General features: G+C 60.5%; 18 protein-coding genes. 15 read left to right on the plus strand and 3 right to left on the minus strand.

The features are described 5' to 3' along the window. Positions 1-35 precede the first annotated feature (35 nt). Positions 36-863 (plus strand): shikimate dehydrogenase family protein, encoded by an 828-nt coding sequence (locus tag AAEZ03_RS19675; protein ID WP_350580901.1) that lies wholly within the window; start codon positions 36-38, stop codon positions 861-863. 28 nt (positions 864-891) lie between these two features. Beyond that, a complete protein-coding gene (locus AAEZ03_RS19680; protein WP_123751504.1) occupies positions 892-1,632 on the plus strand; it encodes an SDR family NAD(P)-dependent oxidoreductase in 741 nt (246 codons plus the stop codon). A 102-nt stretch (positions 1,633-1,734) separates the two neighbouring features. Here the strand turns inward: AAEZ03_RS19680 and AAEZ03_RS19685 are convergent, their stop codons facing one another. Both AAEZ03_RS19685 and AAEZ03_RS19690 read right to left on the minus strand, forming a co-directional pair. Continuing rightward, the gene (locus AAEZ03_RS19685) at positions 1,735-3,090 is read right to left on the minus strand and encodes an amidase (protein WP_350580905.1); all 1,356 of its coding nucleotides are present in this window, start codon (positions 3,088-3,090) and stop codon (positions 1,735-1,737) included. A gap of 13 nt (positions 3,091-3,103) precedes the next feature. Then, on the minus strand, positions 3,104-4,432 hold the full coding sequence (locus AAEZ03_RS19690) for an MFS transporter (RefSeq protein ID WP_153336296.1): 1,329 nt from the start codon (positions 4,430-4,432) through the stop codon (positions 3,104-3,106). Positions 4,433-4,642: 210 nt separating this feature from the next. Here AAEZ03_RS19690 and AAEZ03_RS19695 point away from each other — a divergent pair, with 210 nt between their 5' ends. The 9 genes from AAEZ03_RS19695 to AAEZ03_RS19735 all read left to right on the plus strand — a co-directional run bounded on the left by AAEZ03_RS19695 (position 4,643) and on the right by AAEZ03_RS19735 (position 16,431). Further along, positions 4,643-5,680, plus strand: a complete 1,038-nt coding sequence (locus AAEZ03_RS19695; RefSeq protein WP_153334462.1) for a LacI family DNA-binding transcriptional regulator — start codon at positions 4,643-4,645, stop codon at positions 5,678-5,680. Positions 5,681-5,972: 292 nt separating this feature from the next. Continuing rightward, positions 5,973-6,860, plus strand: a complete 888-nt coding sequence (locus tag AAEZ03_RS19700; RefSeq protein ID WP_350580910.1) for a nitrilase family protein — start codon at positions 5,973-5,975, stop codon at positions 6,858-6,860. Positions 6,861-6,873: 13 nt separating this feature from the next. Further along, positions 6,874-8,061 (plus strand): hypothetical protein, encoded by a 1,188-nt coding sequence (locus tag AAEZ03_RS19705; RefSeq protein ID WP_350580912.1) that lies wholly within the window; start codon positions 6,874-6,876, stop codon positions 8,059-8,061. Between the two features lie 238 nt (positions 8,062-8,299). Continuing rightward, the gene (locus AAEZ03_RS19710) at positions 8,300-9,901 is read left to right on the plus strand and encodes a sugar ABC transporter ATP-binding protein (RefSeq protein WP_350580914.1); all 1,602 of its coding nucleotides are present in this window, start codon (positions 8,300-8,302) and stop codon (positions 9,899-9,901) included. A gap of 1 nt (position 9,902) precedes the next feature. Continuing rightward, positions 9,903-10,919 (plus strand): ABC transporter permease, encoded by a 1,017-nt coding sequence (locus AAEZ03_RS19715; protein WP_350580931.1) that lies wholly within the window; start codon positions 9,903-9,905, stop codon positions 10,917-10,919. A 30-nt stretch (positions 10,920-10,949) separates the two neighbouring features. After that, a complete protein-coding gene (locus AAEZ03_RS19720; RefSeq protein WP_048369296.1) occupies positions 10,950-12,005 on the plus strand; it encodes a substrate-binding domain-containing protein in 1,056 nt (351 codons plus the stop codon). 120 nt (positions 12,006-12,125) lie between these two features. Next, complete coding sequence (locus AAEZ03_RS19725; protein WP_123751510.1) at positions 12,126-14,510, plus strand: TonB-dependent receptor plug domain-containing protein; 2,385 nt, start codon at positions 12,126-12,128, stop codon at positions 14,508-14,510. Positions 14,511-14,617: 107 nt separating this feature from the next. Further along, positions 14,618-15,988, plus strand: a complete 1,371-nt coding sequence (locus AAEZ03_RS19730) for an APC family permease (RefSeq protein WP_350580916.1) — start codon at positions 14,618-14,620, stop codon at positions 15,986-15,988. Continuing rightward, positions 15,985-16,431, plus strand: coding sequence for a DUF3574 domain-containing protein (locus AAEZ03_RS19735; RefSeq protein ID WP_053225221.1), 447 nt, complete (start codon positions 15,985-15,987; stop codon positions 16,429-16,431). The genes AAEZ03_RS19730 and AAEZ03_RS19735 overlap by 4 nt, the downstream gene beginning before the upstream one ends. Here AAEZ03_RS19735 and AAEZ03_RS19740 read toward each other — a convergent pair. Further along, positions 16,428-16,892 (minus strand): DUF3574 domain-containing protein, encoded by a 465-nt coding sequence (locus AAEZ03_RS19740; RefSeq protein ID WP_350580920.1) that lies wholly within the window; start codon positions 16,890-16,892, stop codon positions 16,428-16,430. The genes AAEZ03_RS19735 and AAEZ03_RS19740 overlap by 4 nt on opposite strands. A 300-nt stretch (positions 16,893-17,192) precedes the next feature. Here AAEZ03_RS19740 and AAEZ03_RS19745 point away from each other — a divergent pair, with 300 nt between their 5' ends. The 4 genes from AAEZ03_RS19745 to argE are packed head-to-tail and all read left to right on the plus strand — an operon-like array spanning position 17,193 to position 20,790. Then, positions 17,193-18,524 carry a flavin-containing monooxygenase gene (locus tag AAEZ03_RS19745; protein WP_185059694.1) on the plus strand — a complete coding sequence of 444 codons (1,332 nt, stop codon included), beginning with the start codon at positions 17,193-17,195 and terminating at the stop codon, positions 18,522-18,524. Between the two features lie 24 nt (positions 18,525-18,548). After that, the gene (locus AAEZ03_RS19750; RefSeq protein ID WP_047293191.1) at positions 18,549-18,959 is read left to right on the plus strand and encodes a RidA family protein; all 411 of its coding nucleotides are present in this window, start codon (positions 18,549-18,551) and stop codon (positions 18,957-18,959) included. Between the two features lie 11 nt (positions 18,960-18,970). Next, the gene (locus AAEZ03_RS19755; RefSeq protein WP_350580925.1) at positions 18,971-19,648 is read left to right on the plus strand and encodes a DUF1028 domain-containing protein; all 678 of its coding nucleotides are present in this window, start codon (positions 18,971-18,973) and stop codon (positions 19,646-19,648) included. Continuing rightward, positions 19,645-20,790: an acetylornithine deacetylase gene (gene argE, locus AAEZ03_RS19760; protein ID WP_350580928.1), complete on the plus strand. Its 1,146-nt coding sequence runs from the start codon at positions 19,645-19,647 to the stop codon at positions 20,788-20,790. The genes AAEZ03_RS19755 and argE overlap by 4 nt, the downstream gene beginning before the upstream one ends. Positions 20,791-20,858: the final 68 nt, after the last annotated feature.

The following is a 20,858-nucleotide window of genomic DNA, read 5'->3' on the forward strand; positions in this document are numbered from 1 at the left end:
GACAACAAAAACAAATGTCAGACAGGTTAATCCTCATGATCACTGGCCAAACGCGTTTGATCGGCATCGTTGCTGATCCGATCGCCCATGTAAAAACCCCGCAAGTCATCAATCAGAGTACGGCCAACCAAGGTTTGGATGTGGTCTGCGTACCCCTGCACGTGCACGCCGAAAACCTGCAAAAGGTGCTGGGTGGCGTTGGCGGCTTCGCCAACCTGCAAGGCCTGGTCGTTACCATCCCGTACAAGGAAAGCATCCTTGAATACTGCGACGACCTGACCGACATCGCCCGCCAGGTCGGTTCGGTGAATGCCATCCGCATCGACCCTGACACCGGGCGCCTCACGGGCGGTAATTTTGACGGCGAAGGCATGCTGGCCGGTCTGCACCAACAGGGGCATACGGTTGCTGGCAAACGCGTGTTGCTGGTGGGCACGGGAGGCGCGGGCAAGTCCATTGCCTGGTCCCTCGCCCAGCAGAAACCTGCACGACTGGCCCTCTACAACCGTTCACCGGCCCGTGCGCAAGCGTTGCTGGAGCGTCTGCAAAAACAGTTTCCTGCGCTCGATCTGGTTATCAGTGACGGCAATGCGCAGGACTACGACGTGGTCATCAACGCCACCTCGCTGGGCCTCAAGGACGATGATCCCCTGCCCCTCGATCCGAACACCTTGCGAGCGGGCGCTTTGGTCTGCGAAACGGTGATGCGCGCCGACGGCACCGCGCTGCTGGCGGCGGCACGCGAGCGCGGCTGCCGCACTCACCCCGGACAGCACATGATTTACGGGCAGGTGGTGCAGATCTGCCGCTTCCTTGGTGTTGACCTGCAGCCTGAACACGTTGCGCGCATTCTCGGCCACTGACCCCCTGCCCTCTCTGGAGACACTGCTCATGTATGACTTCAACAACCGCGTCTTGCTGCTGACCGGCGCCAACGGTGGTATCGGCCGCGAAGTGGCGAAGCTGTTTTATCAATACGGCGCGTCGATGGTGCTGACGGATCTGGACGGTGAAGGGTTGGCGGACTTCGCCCAAGCGCTGGACCCACAGGGTGAGCGTGTGGCCACCTTGCGCATGAACGCTGGCGACCCGGATGACTCGGCAAAAGCGGTGCAACTGGCGGTCGAGCGCTTTGGCGGGATTGATTTTCTGGTGCCGTCTGCCGGGCTGTACCAATCACAACCGATTCGCGAAATGACCGACGAGCAATGGCGCCAGACCCTGGGCATCAACCTCGACGGCGTGTTTTACCTGTGCAGCCGCGCCATCCCTGCCCTGCGCGCCAACAGCGCGATCGTTAACCTGACTTCCGTGGCGGCGCACCGTGGCGCGTATTCCAACGCCCACTACGGCAGCTCCAAAGGCGGCCTGCTGAGCCTGACTCGCGCACTGGCCCGTGAATTGGGGCCGCAGACGCGGGTGAATGCGGTGTCGCCGGGCATTATCGAAACCCCGATGACACAAAGCCTGATCGCCACCCGTGGCAGCGATTCGGTGGAACAAACCCCGCTCAAACGCCTCGGCCAGCCGAGTGAAATCGCCTCTGTCATCGCCTTTTTGTGCAGTGACGGATCGAGCTTCATGACCGGGGAAGTGCTGCATGTGAATGGCGGGTTGTATATCGCGGGGTGAGGCAATTCTGTTGAACCACAACCCGGTAGGAGCGAGCTTGCCTCGTGATCTTTTCAAGATCAAAAGATCGCGAGGCAAGCTCGCTCCTACAGGGATTTGGGGTTATGTGGGGGTGTGGTGGGTCAGCCACTGCAATAAACGCTCATCTTCACCCGCCGCTGCAATCACTTGCAGGCCCACGGGCAGGCCTCTCACCTGCCCTGCTGGCAGGCTGATTGCGGGCAGGCCGGTGAGATTCCAGGGGCTGGTGTAGCTGAGCACGGCGGCGCGGACGTCGATAAGTTGTTCGTCCACAGGTGTTTCCCGTGCATTCACTGGCGGGGCGATGATCGGTACGCAGGGCGAAACCAGCAGGTCATAGTCTTCGAATAACCGTTCCATCTGCGCTTGATACTGCTGCTGGGCCCGCTGGGCACGAATGTACTGCCAGCCGCGAACTTCTTGCGACAGTTCAAGGCGCTCGCGCACTTCTTGGTCGAACAATTGCGGCGCCTCTTGCATGCGCTCAGCATGCACGTCGTAGGCCTCGGCGCGTTGCAGCATCAGCAGGGTTTCTTTCATGCCAGCAGCCATGGCGGCCAATTCCGTCACTTCGTGCAAGGTATCGCCAAACAGCTGTTTGGCCGCTTGGTAAACCTGTTGATCCACTGCAACGTCGACCGGGCCGAAGCTACCCGAGTGGATCCAGCCAACCCTTACTGCACGTGGTTCAGTGGCTGTCGCCGCGCATGCCTTGCCCGATAACACTTCGAACAGCAGGCGCGCATCTTCAACGGAGTTGGCAATAGGCCCGGCGTGGTCGAGGCTGGACGACAGCGGGAATACGCCTTCCAGTGGCACGGCAGCATAGGACGGCTTGAAGCCGACCACACCGCACAACGCCGCCGGGATCCGGATCGATCCGCCGGTGTCCGTGCCCAAGGCCAGCGGCACCATGCCGCTGGCCACGGCCGCCGCGCTGCCCGCGCTGGAGCCGCCCGTGATGCATTCCGGGTCCCACGGGTTGCGGGCCGCGCCCTGTAGCGAGCGGTCGCCCGTCGGGCCGTAGGCGAATTCATGGGTCAGGGTTTTGCCGACAATCACCGCCCCCGCCTCGCGCAAGCGCTGCACACACACGGCATCACGACGCGGCCTGAAGCCTTCAAAGTGCGCCGAGCCATAAGTGCTGACGTAGTCCAACGTGTCGATGTTGTCTTTGACCGCCACGGGTATGCCGTGCAGCGGCCCCAGGTCCTGGCCTTGGGCCAACAGGTCATCGGCCTTGCGCGCCTGGGCCAGTGCAACCGGTGCATCCACTTGAACGAAGGCGTTCAGGCTCGGGTTCAGCCGCTCGATACTGTCGAGAGCGGCCTGGGTCAGTTCAACGCTGGTCAAGCTGCCGTCGCGCAGGCGTTCAGCCAGCTCGACGACCGATCGACCGAAAAAATAGCCAGCATGGGCGGGTAATACCGGGCTCATACAAACACCTCAATCAAACAGCAGCAGGAAGGGGGGAAGCAGCCGGACGGCCGCCTGGGCGCACCATCAACATGGCGCTCATGCCCAACGCGGTCGCCACGGCGGCGGCCACGAACATCGACGAATAGCCGTAGCGAACGGTCAGGTAGCCGGTCAGCATCGGGGCAATGAACGAAGCGGTGTTGGCAATAAAGTGGGTCATGCCGCTGTAGGCGCCGACGCGATTGGAGGGCGCAGTGTCGATGACCACGGCCCAGTACACCGAGTTAGGTAGCGCATTGAGGGCGTTGGCCAGGGTCATCAGGGCAATCACGCCCCAGACGGTCTGGGCCTGCGAAACCATGATGAAGCACAGCGTGGTCAACAGCAGGCAAGTCGCGGCCAGCCAGCTGCGGGCGACTTTCAGGTTGCCGGTACGGCGCAGCAGCAGGTCGGAGATTTTGCCGCCCAGCAGCACGGTAAAGCAGGCACCGGTCCACGGGATCATGCCCATGTACCACAACGAGGACAGGTTGTAGTGGAACTCGTCCTGCAAGTATTTGGGGGTCCAGGTCAGCAGCAGGAAGGTTACGTAGACAAACGAGAAGTAGCCGACCGCGTTGAGCAGCAGGTCCTTGTTTTTGAAGAAGTGCCAGACCGGTGTCAGCGTGGTGGTTGGCGTCGAGGCATTGACCGCTTCGGCGCGCTCTTTGCGCAGGTAGTCCAGTTCCGCCTTGGACACTCGCGGGTTTTCATCGGGGGTGTTGGTGAAGCGCGTCATGAAGAAAATCAACAGCGCCAGGCTGATCACACCCAGGATCACGAACATGCTGCGCCAGTCGCCGGTCAGGGTTTGCAGGCCTACCGCAATCGGCGCCGTCAACAGCGCACCCAGCGGCGTGCTGAGCAAACCCACCGACACCACAAAACCGCGCTCTTTGGGGGTGGCCCAGTTCGCCACGCTCTTGTTGATGACCGAGTACGCCGGACCTTCAGCGAAACCGAACATCACCCGGATGGTGGCGAAACCGGCCATCGCCGAGCCGCCCAAAAATGCCAGACCGAAGTCACCGGCAAAAGCGGTTGCGATTTCAAAGATCGACCAGGTGGCACCGGCGATCAGCCAGATACGTTTGGCGCCAAAACGGTCGGCCAGAATGCCGCCGATCAACGCACCCAAAATGTAACCGTAACCGAAGTAACCCAGCACCTTGCCCCAGTCGGCTTTGTCGAAACCGTACTCGGGAAGGATGCTCGCCGATGCGTAGGCAATTGCGCCGCGGTCAATGTAATTGAGCAACGCCATCAGCATGATCAAGAAGAAAATCTGATAGCGGAAGGAAGGGATAGCTGGGTTGTTCATAGGTATCTGACTCTTCAAATGATGGCAGAAGTCAAAAAGTCGGCCGCTTCCGGCGTATTTTTATTTTTTTACCCAAACGTTTGGGTTGACGAAATGTAGAGCGAGTAAAAATTTTAGTCAAACGTTTGGGTAAAAATTTTGTCCGGCCGAAAATCGCCCGTTCAGGTAGAATCCGCGCGCTCATAACAGACAGCAGGAAACCCCTCGAACATGCCGAACCCAGCCCGCCCCGCCACCCTCAAGTCCATGGCGACTGCACTTGGCGTGCATGTGTCCACCGTGTCCAGGGTGCTCAACGGCGACCCGGCGGGCGTCGAACGGGCAGCATCGGCCGAGGTGATTGAGCGTATTCGCGCATTGGCAAAAGAGCTGGATTATCGACCGAACACGCAGGCATCTAACCTGAAACTGCGTAAAAGTGAGGAAATCTGCGTGCTGATGCCGCGCATCACCGACCTGGTGATGGCGACTATTTACGACAGCATCGACAGCAGCGCTGAACAGGCGGGCTACCTCACGTTCGTGTCCAACACCGACGACCAGCCCGTGCGCCAGATGCAACGTGCCGAACACGCCTTGCGCCGCTCGGTGGCCGGGCTAATCGTGGCTGACTCCCACGTGGGAGAAACCCAGCCACTGTTCGAGTTATTGACCCGCAAACACATCCCTTACGTGCTGGTCAGCCGCCAGATAGCCGGGCAAGTCGCGTCGTGCAGTAATGACGAGCTGGGCGGCTGGTTGGCGGCGGAGCATTTGTACACCCTGGGCTGGCGCGACGTCGCGATTCTGGCAGGCGAACGCCACGCCTCAACCGGCGCCGATCGCACACGCGGCTTCACCCGCTACTTTCGCGAACAGGGCATCACCTTGCGCCCGGAATGGACCCTCAACGGCCCCTTTGACAGCCTCACCGGGCACCAGCAAGGTGAGCACCTGCTGGGGCTAAGTCCGCGCCCGCAAGCGTTTTTCGCGGTCAACGACTTCCTCGCCATCGGCCTGATGGGCGCCGCACGGGACAAAGGCCTGCTGCCGGGCAAAGACATCGCCGTGGTCGGCTTCAACGACATCGCCCTCGCCCACGAACTCACCGTGCCACTGACCAGCGTGCGCTTGCCACTGGCCGAAATGGGCCAGCAGGCGGTGGAGTTATTGCTGAAACGAATCAAGGGCGAGGCCGTTGAATCGATTGTGCTGACCCCGCAACTGCAAGTGCGGGCCAGTTCTACAGTGTTGCCCAAGCCGCTGTAATACGTTCAGTCCCCCCTCGGTAGGAACTGCCGCAGGCTGCGATCTTTTGATTTTTTTTAAAGATCGCAGCCTGCGGCAGCTCCACAAAAGGGGGCAGATCATGTGGCGACTACGCATGTCGAAAGCCAGTTTAATTCCCCCTCTTACGTAGTCCAGTTTGATATGTAACAACCTAGACAAGGCAACGGACTACACACCAAGCGGACACAACCGACATACACCCGCACTGATAAATCCTCTTACTAAAGACCCGCAAACCAGCGGGTCATAACAAAAAGAAGAGGTGTCAGCCATGAACGAAGCGGTCAGTGCAGCGCGCGTTGCTGTTGTGCAATTCGATCCGCAGGTGGGTATTCAACATAGCCAGGCCAATCTGGAACACAGCCTTGAATTGGCCCGCGAGGCGGCCATTAACGGGGCAAATCTTATTGTGCTGCCGGAGTTGGCCAACACCGGGTATTTGTTCGGCACTCGCCAGGAAGCCTTCCTGCATGCCGAGTTGATTCCCGAGGGGCCGAGCATGCAGGCCTGGCTCGATTTTGCCCGAAAGCATCAGGTGTATCTGGCCGCAGGGCTGGCGGAACGGGACGGTGTGCAGTTGTTTGACAGCGCGGTGCTGGTGGGCCCGGGCGGTTTTATTGGCAAGTACCGCAAGGCCCATTTATGGAACCGCGAGAAGCTCTGGTTTACTCCCGGCAATCTGGGGTTTCCGGTGTTTGACACGCCCATTGGCCGCATCGGCCTGCTGATTTGCTGGGACATCTGGTTTCCCGAAGTACCACGCCTGTTGAGCCTGCAAGGCGCCGACATTATCTGCAGTCTGAACAACTGGATCTGGACGCCACCGCCTCTGTTCGATGACAGCGGAAAATGCATGGCCTCGTACCTGACGATGACCGCTGCTCACGCCAACAACGTGTTTATTGCCGCCGCCAATCGCATCGGTGAGGAACAAGGCGAGCGCTATCTGGGCTGCTCGCTGATCACAGGGACCAATGGCTGGCCCATCGGCAAGGTGGCCTCAGCGGATGAGCAGACCATTCTCTATGCCGATATTGATCTGACCAGTGCACGCAGCGCGCCGATCTGGAACAGTTTGAACGACCTGCATCGCGACCGGCGTGTTGATGTGTATGAGTCGATGCTCGGTTATACCGACCACCCTCTCCTTCCACGCTGATGAGGACGCCATCATGTCGTCTTTATCACCAAGAGCGTCTTCCACTGCGTCTGTGCGTTACCTGGTTTTGCTTGTAGCCAGCGCGCTGCTAATCATTATTTTGATGGGCGGTTTATCGTGGTTCTACTCAGCATCGGCAACCGGTTACTGGCCCGGATATGCCGACATGATGGGCGACTGGCCTTCACCGCTGGCCTGGCTGCGCTGGGTGATCGGCGATATCAGCGAGGTCGCTTTTTACAAGCACGAGTTCGCCTCGTTGGGGTTATTGCTTGGGGGCGCCCTGGGGTATTGGGCCAGTCGGTACGCCAAAACGTGGCAAGGGTTCAGCATCAGCTACGGCACGGGGCTGTGGCCCTGGCTGGTCGCCAGTTCACTGTTGGGGTTGGCGCTGAGCAATGCACTGTGGGGCTGGACCTTGACTGCCGACACCTGGCAGCCAACGTTTGCCGCTTTTGTGTCCTTGCCCGCCGCGATGGTATTGCTGTTTGGTGGCGGCTGGAAAGTCACCCTCAACGGAGCGCTTCTCGGGGCCCTGCTGGTCACACCTTGTTGCCTGCTGATCGTTAACTTCGTCTGCCTGCCGTTGGGGTTGCCCGTTGTGATTGGCAATGTACTGGGCATGGCGCTGGGCAGTGCGCTGGCTTTTGGCTTGTGTAGGTGTGTGCCTGCACTGGTCAAAAGCCAGGTCGAACCCATCGTTGAGAAGCCCGCTGCCAGGCCCAAGCCTGACTACGGTGTGATCTGGACGTTACGTCGGGTATTGGCAGACTTTTCAGAGGCGCCTTTTTTTGGCAATGAATGGGCCAGTCTGGGGATGTTGGCCGGTGTTTTACTGGCCTATGCATTGAACCCGCTGAGCCCTGCTTATGGTTCAGGCTTGCTGCTGCATTTGGTCGCAGCACAGGCATTCACCTCGTTAGTGGGCGTGATTATTTGGCGCAGCCAATGGCAAAAACTCGGCTGGTACCCCACGTATGTACCGCTGGTGTCAGTGGTTCCGGCGGCGGTGCTGACCTACGGTGGCAGCCCGACGGTGATGGTCGCCAGCGCTGTGCTGGGGGCTCTGGTCGCCCCGCCTTTGGCCAACGCTATTTCCCGGCGATTGCCCCAGTACATGCACCCTTACATTGGCAATGTATTGTCGATGGCGATCAGCACGTTGCTGATTGTGCCGGTGATTGGTTTTTTCATGCCGTAGGAGAGGCCGCGATCTCTTAGATCAAAAGCCAGATCAAGATCAACAGATCGCGAGCAAGCTCGCTCCTACACAGTGGACTCCCTCCCCTCTGCGCCCATCCGGGCGCATCCTGATATAACTAAAAGATATTTCATATTCGATACATATATTGGATTGTTCCTAGGGAAATGCTTTTAATCGCGGCCCCAACGTCTTGTGTTTGCTGATGTTTCAGCGACTTCTGTTTCGGTACTTTTTTATGAACGCGTCTGCCGCTGTGGCACCTGATCCGCTGATTCGTGTGCGCGCTTTGAGTAAATCGTTCGGGGCCAACCGTGCCCTGGATCGTGTGGACTTGCAGATTTACCCCGCCGAAGTCGTGGCGTTGTTGGGTGCCAATGGCGCGGGCAAATCGACGCTGGTGAAGATCCTCGCTGGCAGCCAGTCCCATGATGCGGGCGAGCTGTTGGTTGACGGGCAGTTGCAGCGCTTCAATTCGCCGCTGGCGGCGCGTGAGGTCGGGATTGTGGCGGTGCATCAGCACGTCAATGACGCGATTGCGCCGGGTTTGAGCGTGGCGGAAAACCTGCTGCTGGATGAGTTGTGCCAGCCCCGTGCCGGGTTCTGGCTGGGGCGCAAACGCGTGTTGCAACGTGCATCGGTAATCGCTGCCGGGCTGGGGCTGGATCTACCACTGGAGCAGCCGATTGAACACCTCGGTCAGGCGGAACGCCAACTGGTGGTGTTGGCCCGGGCTTTTGCCTTGCAGCCCCGTTTGTTGATTCTGGATGAGCCGACCGCCGCCCTTTCGGATACCGAAGCGCAACGTTTATTTGCCCTGGTCGATACCTTGCGCGAGCGCGGGGTGGCGATTGTTTATATCTCCCATCGCTTGTCCGATTTGCAGCGTCTGGCGGATCGCGCCGTGGTGTTGCGTGACGGCAGGCTGGCCGGTGAGTTTGCTGCCGATCAACTCACCGAAGCGGTGTACGCCATGCTCGGTGAAGCGCCGGACACCCGGCCTTTTGAGCCGCGTGCGGGGGGCCGCGAGGTGTTGAGTTTGCGCGCAGCGAAGGTCACGGCGAACTCCGCTGAGTTTGATTTAAACCTGCACGAAGGTCAGGTGGTGGCGCTCACCGGGCTGTTGGGTGCGGGCAAAAGTGAAATTGCCGAGGTGCTGTTCGGTTTGCGTCGCCCGGCTGCCGGAACGCTGCACGTGGAAGGCGTTGCCGGGCTGTTCAACTCGCCGGAACACGCAGTTAAAGCCGGGGTGTTTTACGCCGCCGAAGACCGCGCCAGCCATTCGTTGGTTCCTGGCTTTTCGTTGCGCAAAACCCTGACCCTGCCCTTTTTGCAGCGTTTTACCCGCTACGGATTTATCAACACGCGGTTGGAGGCGCAGGCGGTAGAAGACGCCGTGACCGCGCTGGGGGTGAAGACCGCCGGTATCGAGTTGCCCATGCAGACGCTGTCTGGCGGCAACCAGCAGAAAGTCGTGCTGGGCCGCTGGCTGCTGGGCAACGGCCGTGTGTTGATGCTCGATGAGCCGTTCCAGGGTGTGGATGTGCGCGCCCGCCGCGAGATTGGCCATTTGCTGCGTAACAGCTGCGAAGGCCGGGCCACGTTGGTGATTTGCACTGACGTGGACGAAGCCCTGGAGATCGCCGACAGAATTTTGGTGGTGCGTGATTTTGCCGTGGTCGCTGACTACGCCCGAGCCGGGTTGAACCGCGCCACGCTGGTGGCGCAATTGGTGGGCAGTGACGCTCCATCCTCTTCCCCTTGCTCTTCCCCTTGCTCTTCCCCTTGCTCTTCCCCTTTAAACCGTACCGCAACGCCCGGGAGTAGTGCGCGTGGCTGATTTGATTTCCTCTTTGCCGGGCAGTGCCCCCAAGCCCAAGCGCGTGCTGGACGCGTTGATCCGTTATGGCCTGCTGCTGTTGCTGGCCGCCGTGGTGGTGTTTTTCAGCATTGCCGAACCGGCCTTTTTGCGGGTCAACAACCTGTTCATCATTTTGCAGTCGGTGTCCATCGTCGCCTTGCTGGCCCTTGGCGTGACCTTGACCATGGCCGTGGGCGGCCTCGATTTGTCCATCGGCGCGGTGGCGGCGATGAGCCTGATGATCGCCAGCTACGTGATGGTGGTGCTGGGCTGGGGCGCCGTGCCTGCGGTGTTGATCAGCCTGGCGGGCGGGGCTTTGGTCGGTCTTTTTAACGGCTGGCTGATCGTCAAAATGCGCGTGCCGGACATTCTCGCCACCTTGGGCAGCATGTTTTTGGTGATCGGTGTGCAACTGATTCCCACCGGCGGGCGCTCGATTGCGGTGGGCATGACGCTGCCCAACGGCGAAGAAACCGACGGCGTGTTCAGCGCGGCATTTCTGGCGCTGGGGCGTGGTCGGTTGTGGGACACGGTGCCGGTCCCGGTGCTGGTAACCGCCGTTGCGGCGCTGGCCGTGTGGCTGTTTCTGGAGCGGGCGCGCATCGGCCGGTTGTTTTATGCCATCGGCGGCAACGAGCAAGCGGCGCACCTGGCGGGCGCTCCGGTGCATCGCTACAAACTGCTGGCGTACGTGCTGTCGTCCTTGCTGGCGTCAGTGGGCGGTTTGCTGCTGGCGGCGCGGCTGGGGCGCGGCGATGTCAGCTCCGGCAACGGGCTGGTGCTGGACGCACTGGGCGCAGCGCTGATTGGTTTTGCCGTGCTGGGCGCGAAGAAACCCAACGCGTTTGGCACGTTGATCGGCGCGTTACTGGTGGCCACCTTGCTCAATGGATTGACGATGCTCAACGCACCCTATTACGCCCAGGATTTCGTCAAAGGACTGGTGTTGGTGCTGGCGCTGATTTTCACCTTTGGTGTCGGACAGCGCGTGCGCTGATCTGGATGCCCTTACTTGCAAGGATCACCTATGTACACATCCATCAAAAGCGCCATTCGCCATGCTCTTGCCGGTGCGCTGTTGTCAGGCGCGGCTTTGGGCGTGCAGGCAGCCGGCTTGCCGGGCGCCCCCGCGCCCTTCGACAAAGGCAATGTGCAGATTGCCATGGTCGGTTATCTGTTTTCCGGCGACTTCCCCGAGGCGTATCTGCAAGGCGTCGAGAAACAGACCAAAGCTCTGGGTGCGACGCTGCGGATTTTCGATGCGCGGCAACAGGCAGCCAGTCAGCGCGAGATGATCGAGCAGGCGATTGATCTGGGGGTCGACGGGATCATCGTGCAACTGGGCCTGGCTGAAACCCTCAAGGACTCGATCGATAAAGCCGTGGCCAAAGGCATCAAGGTGGTGACCTTTGACGTCGACCTGAACAACCCGAAAGTGACTCAGGTCGAGCAGGACCACCACGCATTGGCGCGTCTGGCGCTGGAACAGGCAGTCAAAGACAACGGCACGAAGTTCGATGCCGGGTATGTGTACATCAGCGGCTTTACCCCGATGGAGTTGCGCAACGAGATCTGGACCCAGGTCAAGGCGGCGAATCCGGGCATCGTCGAGAAGGCCCGTTTTGGCACGCTCAACCCGCCAATTGCCAACTCGGTCGCCGACCAGGCCAGTGCCGTGTTGCGCGCCAACCCGGGCATCAGCGTGATTTTCGCGCCATTTGACGAGTTCGCCAAAGGCGCAAAAATTGCCGTTGATGAGGCGGGCCTGAGCTCCAAGGTGAAAATCTACAGCGCCGACATTTCCACGGCCGACATCCAGATCATGAAAGAACCTGACAGCGCCTGGGTGGCGACCGCTGCGGTCAACCCGCAAGTGGCCGGGGCAATCAGTGTTCGCAGCCTGGCAATGCTGATTGCCGGCGAGAATCCGGGGCAAAAAGTATTGGTCCCGCCAACGCTGATTACCCGTCAGCAGTTGCTGGACCTTGATGTGAAGAACGTTCGCGATCTGGCGCAGAAACTACCTGCGTTTGGGGACACATCAGGGATTGCCACGGCGTCCTGGATACCGCTGGCCAAGTAACACGTTTCACACTCAACCAACACTCAATAACAACGATAGAGCAGTACTGCCGCGACGCTAATGCCGAAAACGCAAGTTCTCGGCAACGGGCGAGTATTAGCTGCAGTTCAGGAGTTGCATATGCATAACCGTTCACTTTCTTTACTGGCTGCAGTGATCTCAACCTTTACTTTGCTGCCCGCCTACGCCGACGATCCGGCACCCGGTGCCGACAGCAGCGAGCGTCTGGACACGGTGCTGGTCACCGGTACACGCGGTAAGGCCCGCACCGTGCTGGACTCGCCGGTCCCGGTGGATGTGTTGACCGCTGCCGATCTCAAATCGGCCGGTGCCAACAGCGGCGAGCTGGGTCAGGCGCTACAGACCTTGCTGCCCTCGTTCAACTTTCCGCGCCAGTCCAACTCCGGCGGTGCTGACCACGTGCGGGCCGCGCAATTGCGTGGCATGAGCCCGGATCAGGTGCTGGTGCTGGTCAATGGCAAGCGTCGGCACACTTCGGCGGTGGTTAACGACTCGTCGAAGATCGGTCGCGGTACGGCGCCGGTTGACTTCAACTCGATCCCGATCAGCGCCATCAAACGCATTGAAGTGCTGCGCGATGGCGCGGGCGCCCAATACGGTTCCGACGCGATTGCCGGGGTGATCAACATCATTCTCGATGACGCCCCGGAAGGCGGCGAAGTGTCCACCACGTATGGCGTTTATCACACCCGTGAAAACGCCATCGGCAAGCGCATCACAGACGGCCAGAGCAGCCAGACTTCGGCCAAGATCGGCACCCGCCTGGGTGAAGACGGCGGGTTTATCCGCGTGGGCACCGAGTACAAGGACCGCAATCCGACCAACCGCGCCGGTTATGACGGTTTCGCTGACACACCGGGGCAACGCAACTTCGCCATGGGCGATGGTCTGGCGCGGGATGTGAACGTGTGGTTCAACTCGGAACTGCCTGTTGGCGACAGCAAAGCCTACTCGTTCGGCACCTACAACGAGCGCCATACCACCGGCTCGGATTTTTACCGCGAAGCCTATGAACACCCAGAGTTTTACCCCAACGGCTACCTCCCCCAGTCCCTTGGCGACAACAAAGACTTGTCTTTGACCGCAGGCTTTAAAGGCATGCTCGATGACGACTGGGACTACGACAGCAGCCTCACCCACGGGCGCAACCGCTTCGATGGCTCAACCCAGCGCACCTTCAACCCCAGCCTCGGTGCAGACTCGCCAACCCGCTTTAACACCGGCGACTATGAGTTCCGCCAGACTACTGCCAACCTGGACTTGAGCCGCGAAGTTCGCTTTGCCGATCGCTCCTTCGTGCTGGCCGTGGGCGGTGAATACCGTTACGAAAACTACCTGACGTTTGCCGGTGACCAGGCCTCTTACTTCGGCAACGGCGCCGACGGCGCCAACGGCCTGCGCCCAAGCGAAGAGGTGAACCTGGACCGCAATGTGTTCGGTACGTACGCCGAGTTGTCTGGCGACCTCACCGACCGTTTGTTTGTCGACGTGGCCACACGCTTTGAGCATTACGACGACGCGGGCAGCAAACTCACCGGCAAGCTCAGCGGGCGCTACCGCCTGACTGAGCAACTGGCCTTGCGAGGTGCGGTGTCGAACAACTTCCGCGCGCCGTCGCTGGCACAGGTCGGGTTCCAGAACACCACCACCAACTACGGTGATAACGGTGTGCTGACCGACATCCGCACGCTGCCGGTCAACAGCCCGATCGCCCGCGCCCTGGGGGCCCAGAAGCTCGACCCGGAAACCTCGAAAAACTTCAGCCTCGGCCTCACCGCTCAGCTCAACGACCGCTTTGATGCGTCGCTGGACGTGTTCCACATCGCCGTCAAAGACCGCATCACCCTGTCTCAGCGGATTGGCAGCGACGCACTGGAGCAGTACATCAACGACAACTTTGGTGTGCCGGGCGTGCATGACGTGAGCTTCTTCACCAATGCCGCCGACACCAGCACCAACGGTGCCGAGTTGGTGCTCAACTACCACCAGCCGCTGTTCGACGGCGTGTGGGGCGTAACCGGTGCCTACACCTACAACCACACCAAAGTCACCAAAACCCGTGGCACACCTTCGCAGTTGTCGGGGCTGGGCATCGGCAGCGATGCGCTGGTGGGTGTCGAGGAACGCAACACCTTGACCGACGCGGCGCCCAAGGACCGCATCGTGCTGTCGACCAACTGGGCCAACCAGCACTGGGGCCTGATGAGCCGCCTGACGCGTCAGGGCAAAACCACCCGCGTGTTCGATTTTGGCGACTCCTGGCCGACGCAAACCTACGGTGCGGTTTGGCAACTGGATGCTGAAGCGCAATACAAATTCACCCCGGCGTTCGACATCGCGGTGGGCGGCACCAACCTGACCGACAAATACCCGGACCGCTCCAACTCGCAAATCAACTACGGGGGCAACCTGCCGTATGACGTGCTGTCGCCGATCGGCACCAACGGCGCGTACTACTACACCCGTCTTACTTACGCGTTTTAAATCTTCTGTGTAGGAGCGAGCTTGCCTCGCGATCTTTTCAAACGTCAAAAGATCGCGAGACGAGCTCGCTCCTACAGGGGGGATTCGGGTTTTTGGGGAACACTTTTATGAGCGAAGACGTATCTGCCATTGCCGGTGTTCAGCGCCATTTGCCGGTTTTCCAGGCATTGCTGGTCACCCTCGGCATGGTGATTACCACCGATATTTTGAAAACCGCACCCACGGTTGCGCTCAATGTGGGCAGCGACCATTTTTATTGGGTGTGGATACTCGGCGGGCTGCTGTCGATGGCGGGCGCCTTGTGCTTTGCAGAGATGGCCACGGCGTTTCCGCACCCCGGCGGCGACTACCATTTTTTGCGTCTGGCCTATGGCGAGCGCGTGGGGATGCTGTTTGCCTGGTCGCGTTTTTCGGTCATGCACACCGGCTGGATCGCGCTTTCAGCCTTTATGTTTGCCGATTACGTCAACGCGGTTCTGCCGCTCGGGCCTTACGGATCCGGGCTGTTTGCCGCCGGGGTGATCATCGCCCTGGTGCTGTTGAATTTGCTCGGCCGCGAGATCGGCTTTCTGACCCAGACAGCCTTGGTGGTGTTGCTCGCCCTGGGGTTTCTGAGCATTGCGGCAGCAGGCGGCTGGCTGGCCTGGCAAGGTTTTGTACCCGAGGTGCCGAAAGTGCTGGCGGTGCCTGAGCAAACCGGCTTTGCCGGTTTTTCAGCGGCAATGATTTTTGTTTTTCTGGCCTTTGGTGGCTGGAGCGATGCGGCCACGTTGTCGGCTGAGGTGCGTGATGGGCGGCGTGGCATGTTCATCGCCATGCTCGGCGCGCTGAGCCTGTTGCTGGCTATTTATCTGGCCTTGAACTGGGCCTTCATTCAAGGCCTGGGCTATGAGGGGCTGGCGGCCAGCGAGGCGCCGGGTGTCGAACTGCTGAACCGGGCATTTGGTGCCCCCGGTGTCGGCCTGATTCTGCTGGTGGTGGGTATTTCAGCGATTGCCAGTATCAACTCAACCCTGCTGGTGGGTGCCCGCACCACCTTCGCAGCGGCGCGGCAAGTGCCGCAATTAAGCGGCCTTGCGGTGTGGGACAAACGCCATGGCGTGCCACGCCGGGCGTTGCTGGCGATTGGTGCCGTGTCGCTGTTGTTGGTGCTGTTTGGCAGTTTTTCGCAAAGCGGCTTCAACACCATGGTGGAATACCTGACCCCGGTGTACTGGCTGTTTCTGAGCCTGAGCACCCTGGCTTTGTTGATCTTGCGGCACAAGTTTCCCGATGCGCCAAGACCGGTCAAAGTGCCTTTATACCCGGTGCTGCCGCTGCTGTTTTTCTCGCTATGCCTGTACATGCTGTATTCCAGCGTGGTGTTCGTCGGTTACGGCGCGCTACTGGGGATTGCCGTACTGGTGCTGGGCGCGATTTTGCTGGCGTTGCTGGGCAACACCACGATCAAGCCGTCATCGACTGAGGAGCTGTTATGAAGAAGTGGGGCGTGTTTGCGCTGCTGCTGGTGGTTGCCGCCGTAGTCGCCGTGGGCGTCGCGCGAGATAAAAAACCGCTGGCGGGCGACCTTGATGGCCGCGCCATGGTGCGCAGTGAGCTGTACTTTGCCGCCGTAGACCCGCAGGCGTGGGATGAGTTTTTGTCTGCCGAGGTGACGCCACGCTTCCCGGATGGGCTGAGCTGGTACAAGGTCAATGGGCAATGGCGCGGGCCGTCCGGCAAGCCGGAAAAGCTGCCGTCGCGCATCATGATCCTGATCCATGCCGACAACAGCGCCAACCGCGAAGCGCTGGCCACCATCGGCCGGTTGTTCCAGGAGCGCTTCGGCTATGCCGTGCTGCAAGTGGTCAATCCGGTCCGGGCAAGCGACCCGGACTGGACAGCCGAACGTCTGGACGACAATCGGCAACTCTCACACTAGAACGACACCTGCGCCGGTTGAGACAGGCGCAGCACAGACAGATCACCGGTGATGCGCTTCCAGGCCAGGCGAATGGCTTCGATGTCCTGCTCATGCTGCGCGGTGCCTTCGTGCAGGACGACGATCACCTTGGTGCTCAGCCGCTCCGGCTCGGGGGCGCCATGGTCACGCCACTGGCCGTAGGCTTCGAGCACGCTGAAGCCGTCCGGAAAGCGTGGCGTGACTTCCTTGTCCAAAAATTCTGTCCAGCGCTGCGGGCTGATGACGTCAGCGCCGCTGCCGCCCAGCGTCCCCAATGAGAAATACAGCTCCGTGCGCAGCCATTGCGCCTGGGCGGGTCGCGTGGGGTCGCCGTGCAGTGATGAACTGGCCGGGTCTTTGGTGTGTACGGCAGCGGGAGGTGCGCTGGCACAGCCGGCAAGCGCCAGAAACAGTGCAGCGAACAGAAAACGTGACGGCATGAAGCGACCTGCAATCTTGGTGGGTGGGGGGTGGAAAGGCCGACACTATAGAGGGCGTTCTGATGGCTCATCCAAGACTAAAAACAGCTTTTTAAATAGCTTAAAGGCATAAGAAACGACCTCTGCTTGTGTCTGAGCGAGCTTGCCTCGCGATCTTTTGACCCTGCCATTACAAGATCGCAGCCTTCGTTCCTCGACAGCTCCTACGGCATGGATCAGGTCTCTGTATCTGATATTTATGCTCACATCCCAGCTTAATAATATTTTATTTAAAACAGCCCTCCCCCTAGCCTTGAAGTCATGCACGAACTGAATCCAACTGCATTGCGCAAGGACAGAGACATGACGCTAGCGACAACAACAATAGACACCTTGGTAGTGGGGGCTGGCCAGGCGGGTGTGGCCATGAGTGAGCACCTGAGCAAGCAAGGTGTGCCTCATCTGGTGCTGGAGCGCAGTCGTATCGCTGAACGCTGGCGCACCGGTCGCTGGGATTCGCTGGTCGCCAACGGCCCGGCCTGGCATGACCGTTTTCCTGGCCTGGAATTCGATGACGTGGCCGCCGATGGCTTCGCCCCCAAAGAGCGCGTCGCCGATTACTTTGAAGCCTATGCACGCAAGTTCAATGCGCCGATCCGCACCGGTGTCGATGTGCTCTCGGTGGTGCGCAATGTCGGCCGCCCCGGCTTTACCGTGCACACCAGCGAAGGCGTGATCGACGCCAAGCGTGTGGTTGCAGCCACCGGCCCGTTCCAGAAGCCGGTGATCCCGGCCATTGCCCCGCAAGACAGCGCACTGCATCAGATCCACTCAGCGGATTACCGCAATCCGGCGCAACTGCCTGCGGGCGCCGTGCTAGTGGTGGGCGCCGGTTCGTCCGGGGTGCAGATCGCTGATGAACTGCAACGCTCCGGGCGCCAGGTGTATTTGTCGGTGGGTGCTCACGATCGCCCTCCCCGCGCCTACCGTAACCGCGATTTCTGCTGGTGGCTGGGGGTGCTGGGCGAATGGGATCAGGCGGCGATGAAGCCGGGCCGCGAGCACGTGACAATTGCCGTCAGCGGCGCCCACGGTGGCAAAACCATCGATTTTCGTGAGCTGGCCCAGCAAGGCATGATCCTGGTGGGGCTGACCCAGGCGTTCAACAACGGCGTCGCCAGCTTCCAGCCCAACCTGCTGGAAAACCTCAAGCGTGGCGATGAAAACTACCTGGCGCTGCTGGATGCGGCAGACGCCTACATCGAGCGCAATGGCCTCGATTTGCCGCTGGAGCCGCAAGCCCGCCGGGTGTTCCCGGACGCCGACTGCGTGAAAAATCCGATTCTGCAACTGGACCTGGCCGCCGCCGGGATCACCTCAATTATCTGGGCCACCGGCTTTGCCGTGGACTACAGCTGGCTGCAAGTCGATGCCTTTGACGCCGCTGGCAAGCCGCAGCACCAGCGCGGTGTGTCGAGTGAATCGGGGATCTACTTTCTCGGATTGCCATGGCAGTCACGCCGTGGCTCGTCGTTTATCTGGGGCGTGTGGCACGACGCCAAATACGTGGCCGACCACATCAGCATCCAGCGCCAATACCTTGAATACCGCGACGCCGCACCGGTTGTTCGGCAATCGCCTGTCAGCGCCTGATTAACTATTTCTGGAGTTTTTTTGATGCCTACTCACACTCGCATCCGCATGTTCAACACCAAAGAAACCTACCCGAACCAGAGCCTGGACAACGACCTGTGCCAGGCCGTGCGTGCCGGTAACACGGTGTATGTCCGTGGCCAGGTGGGCACCGATTTCGAGGGCAACCTGATCGGCCTCGGCGACCCGCGTGCCCAAGCCGAGCAAGCCATGCGCAACGTCAAGCAACTGCTGGAAGAAGCCGGCAGCGACCTGAGCCACATTGTTAAAACCACCACTTACCTGATCGACCCGCGCTACCGCGAGCCGGTGTACCAGGAAGTCGGTAAATGGCTCAAGGGCGTGTTCCCGATTTCCACCGGGCTGGTGGTGTCGGCGCTGGGTCAGCCGCAGTGGTTGATGGAAATTGACGTGATCGCAGTAATCCCGGAGTAAGGAGGCTCGCCATGACCTTTTCAATCGTCGCCCGTTGCGCAGAAACCGGCCAGTTGGGCATCGCCATCAGCTCATCGAGCATTGCCGTGGGCGCCCGTTGCCCATGGCTACGCCCTGGTGTGGGGGCGGTGTCGACCCAGAACATCACGCTGCCGGCATTGGGCCCGGATGTGCTCGACCTGCTGGAACAAGGCCTCACGCCCAGTGCAGCCATCGACACGGCGCTGACCCGCAACGGCTACAGCCAGTACCGGCAACTGACGGCGATTGATCATCAGGGCCGCACCGTGCACTTCAGCGGCAGCGAAACCCTGGGCACGCACAATGCGCTGTCGGGCGAACAGTGTGTGGCGGCGGGCAATATGCTCGCTGACCGCGCAGTGATTGCCGCAATGGTTATGGCGTTTGAGCAAGGTGAAGGCCAGTTGGCCGATCGCCTGCTGGCCGCAATGCATGCGGCCATTGCCGCTGGCGGTGAAGCGGGCCCGGTGCATTCAGCCGCGTTGGTGGTGGTGGGCGAATTGACCTGGCCGATCATCAATCTGCGGGTGGATTGGGCCGATGAAAACCCCATCGGTGAGCTGCAAAAACTCTGGGACGCCTACCGCCCGCAGGTCCAGGATTACATCGACCGCGCCCTCGCGCCTGACCGTTCCCCTGGTTACGGCGTGGCGGGAGATGATCGATGAGCCGCAGCCGCGAACTGCTGCACACGCTGGTGGGGTTTGACACCACCAGCCGCGAGTCCAACCTGCATTTGATCGAGTTTGTACGCGATTACCTGGCAGGTTTTGGCGTGAGCTGCGAGCTGGTTTACAACGACGAACGCAGCAAGGCCAATCTGTTTGCCAGCATTGGCCCGAGCGAGCGCCCCGGCATTGTGTTGTCAGGGCATACCGACGTGGTGCCGGTGGATGGCCAGCCCTGGACAACGCCGCCGTTCGAGCTGACCGAACACGACGGCAAGCTGTTTGGCCGGGGCACGGCAGACATGAAGGGCTATATCGCCTGCGTGTTGGCGCTGGTGCCGACGCTGGTGCAGGCGCCGTTGCGCATACCGGTGCACATTGCCCTGTCGTATGACGAAGAAGTCGGCTGCCTGGGCGTGCACTCGTTGCTCAGCGTGCTGGAGCAGCGCCCGGTCAAGCCGATGCTGTGCATTATTGGCGAGCCGACGGAACTCAAGCCGGTGCTCGGCCATAAAGGCAAGTTGGCGATGCGTTGCGATGTGCACGGCGAAGCCTGCCATTCGGCTTATGCCCCCTACGGCGTGAATGCCATCGAGCATGCCGCCGAGTTGATTGGCGAGCTGGGCCGTCTTGGCCGCCAGTTGCGCGAACACCAGGACCCACGCTTTGACCCGCCTTACAGCACCGTGCAGACCGGGGTGATTGCCGGGGGCAAGGCGCTGAATATCGTGCCCGCCGATTGCCGCTTTGACTTTGAGATTCGCGCCTTGCCATCACAGGATCCGGGTGAAGTGGCCGAGGCATTGCAAACCTATGCCATGCAGCACGTGCTGCCACGCATGAAGGCGGTGAGCGCGCAGAGTGCGATCCGTTTTACCGAGTTGTCAGCGTACCCGGGGCTGGTCACCGATGAGCGCAGCCAGGCGGCCGAGTTGATTGCGGCGTTTTCCGGGTCTCGGGAATTCGGCACGGTGGCGTTTGGCACTGAGGGCGGGTTATTCGATGCCGTGGGCATCCCCACGGTGGTCTGCGGCCCGGGCAGCATGGACCAAGGGCACAAGCCCGATGAGTTTGTGAGCGTGGCGCAACTGGCCGGGTGTGATGCGATGCTGCTGCGGATGCTGGATTCTATTCGGGTTTAAGTTTCGTCCTTGTAGGAGCGAGCTTGCCTCGCGATCTTTTTAAAGATCAAAAGATCGCGAGGCAAGCT

Origin of the sequence: Pseudomonas sp. HY2-MNA-CIBAN-0224 (genome assembly GCF_040310285.1) — a bacterium.
GTDB classification, from domain to species: Bacteria; Pseudomonadota; Gammaproteobacteria; order Pseudomonadales; family Pseudomonadaceae; genus Aquipseudomonas; species Aquipseudomonas helleri.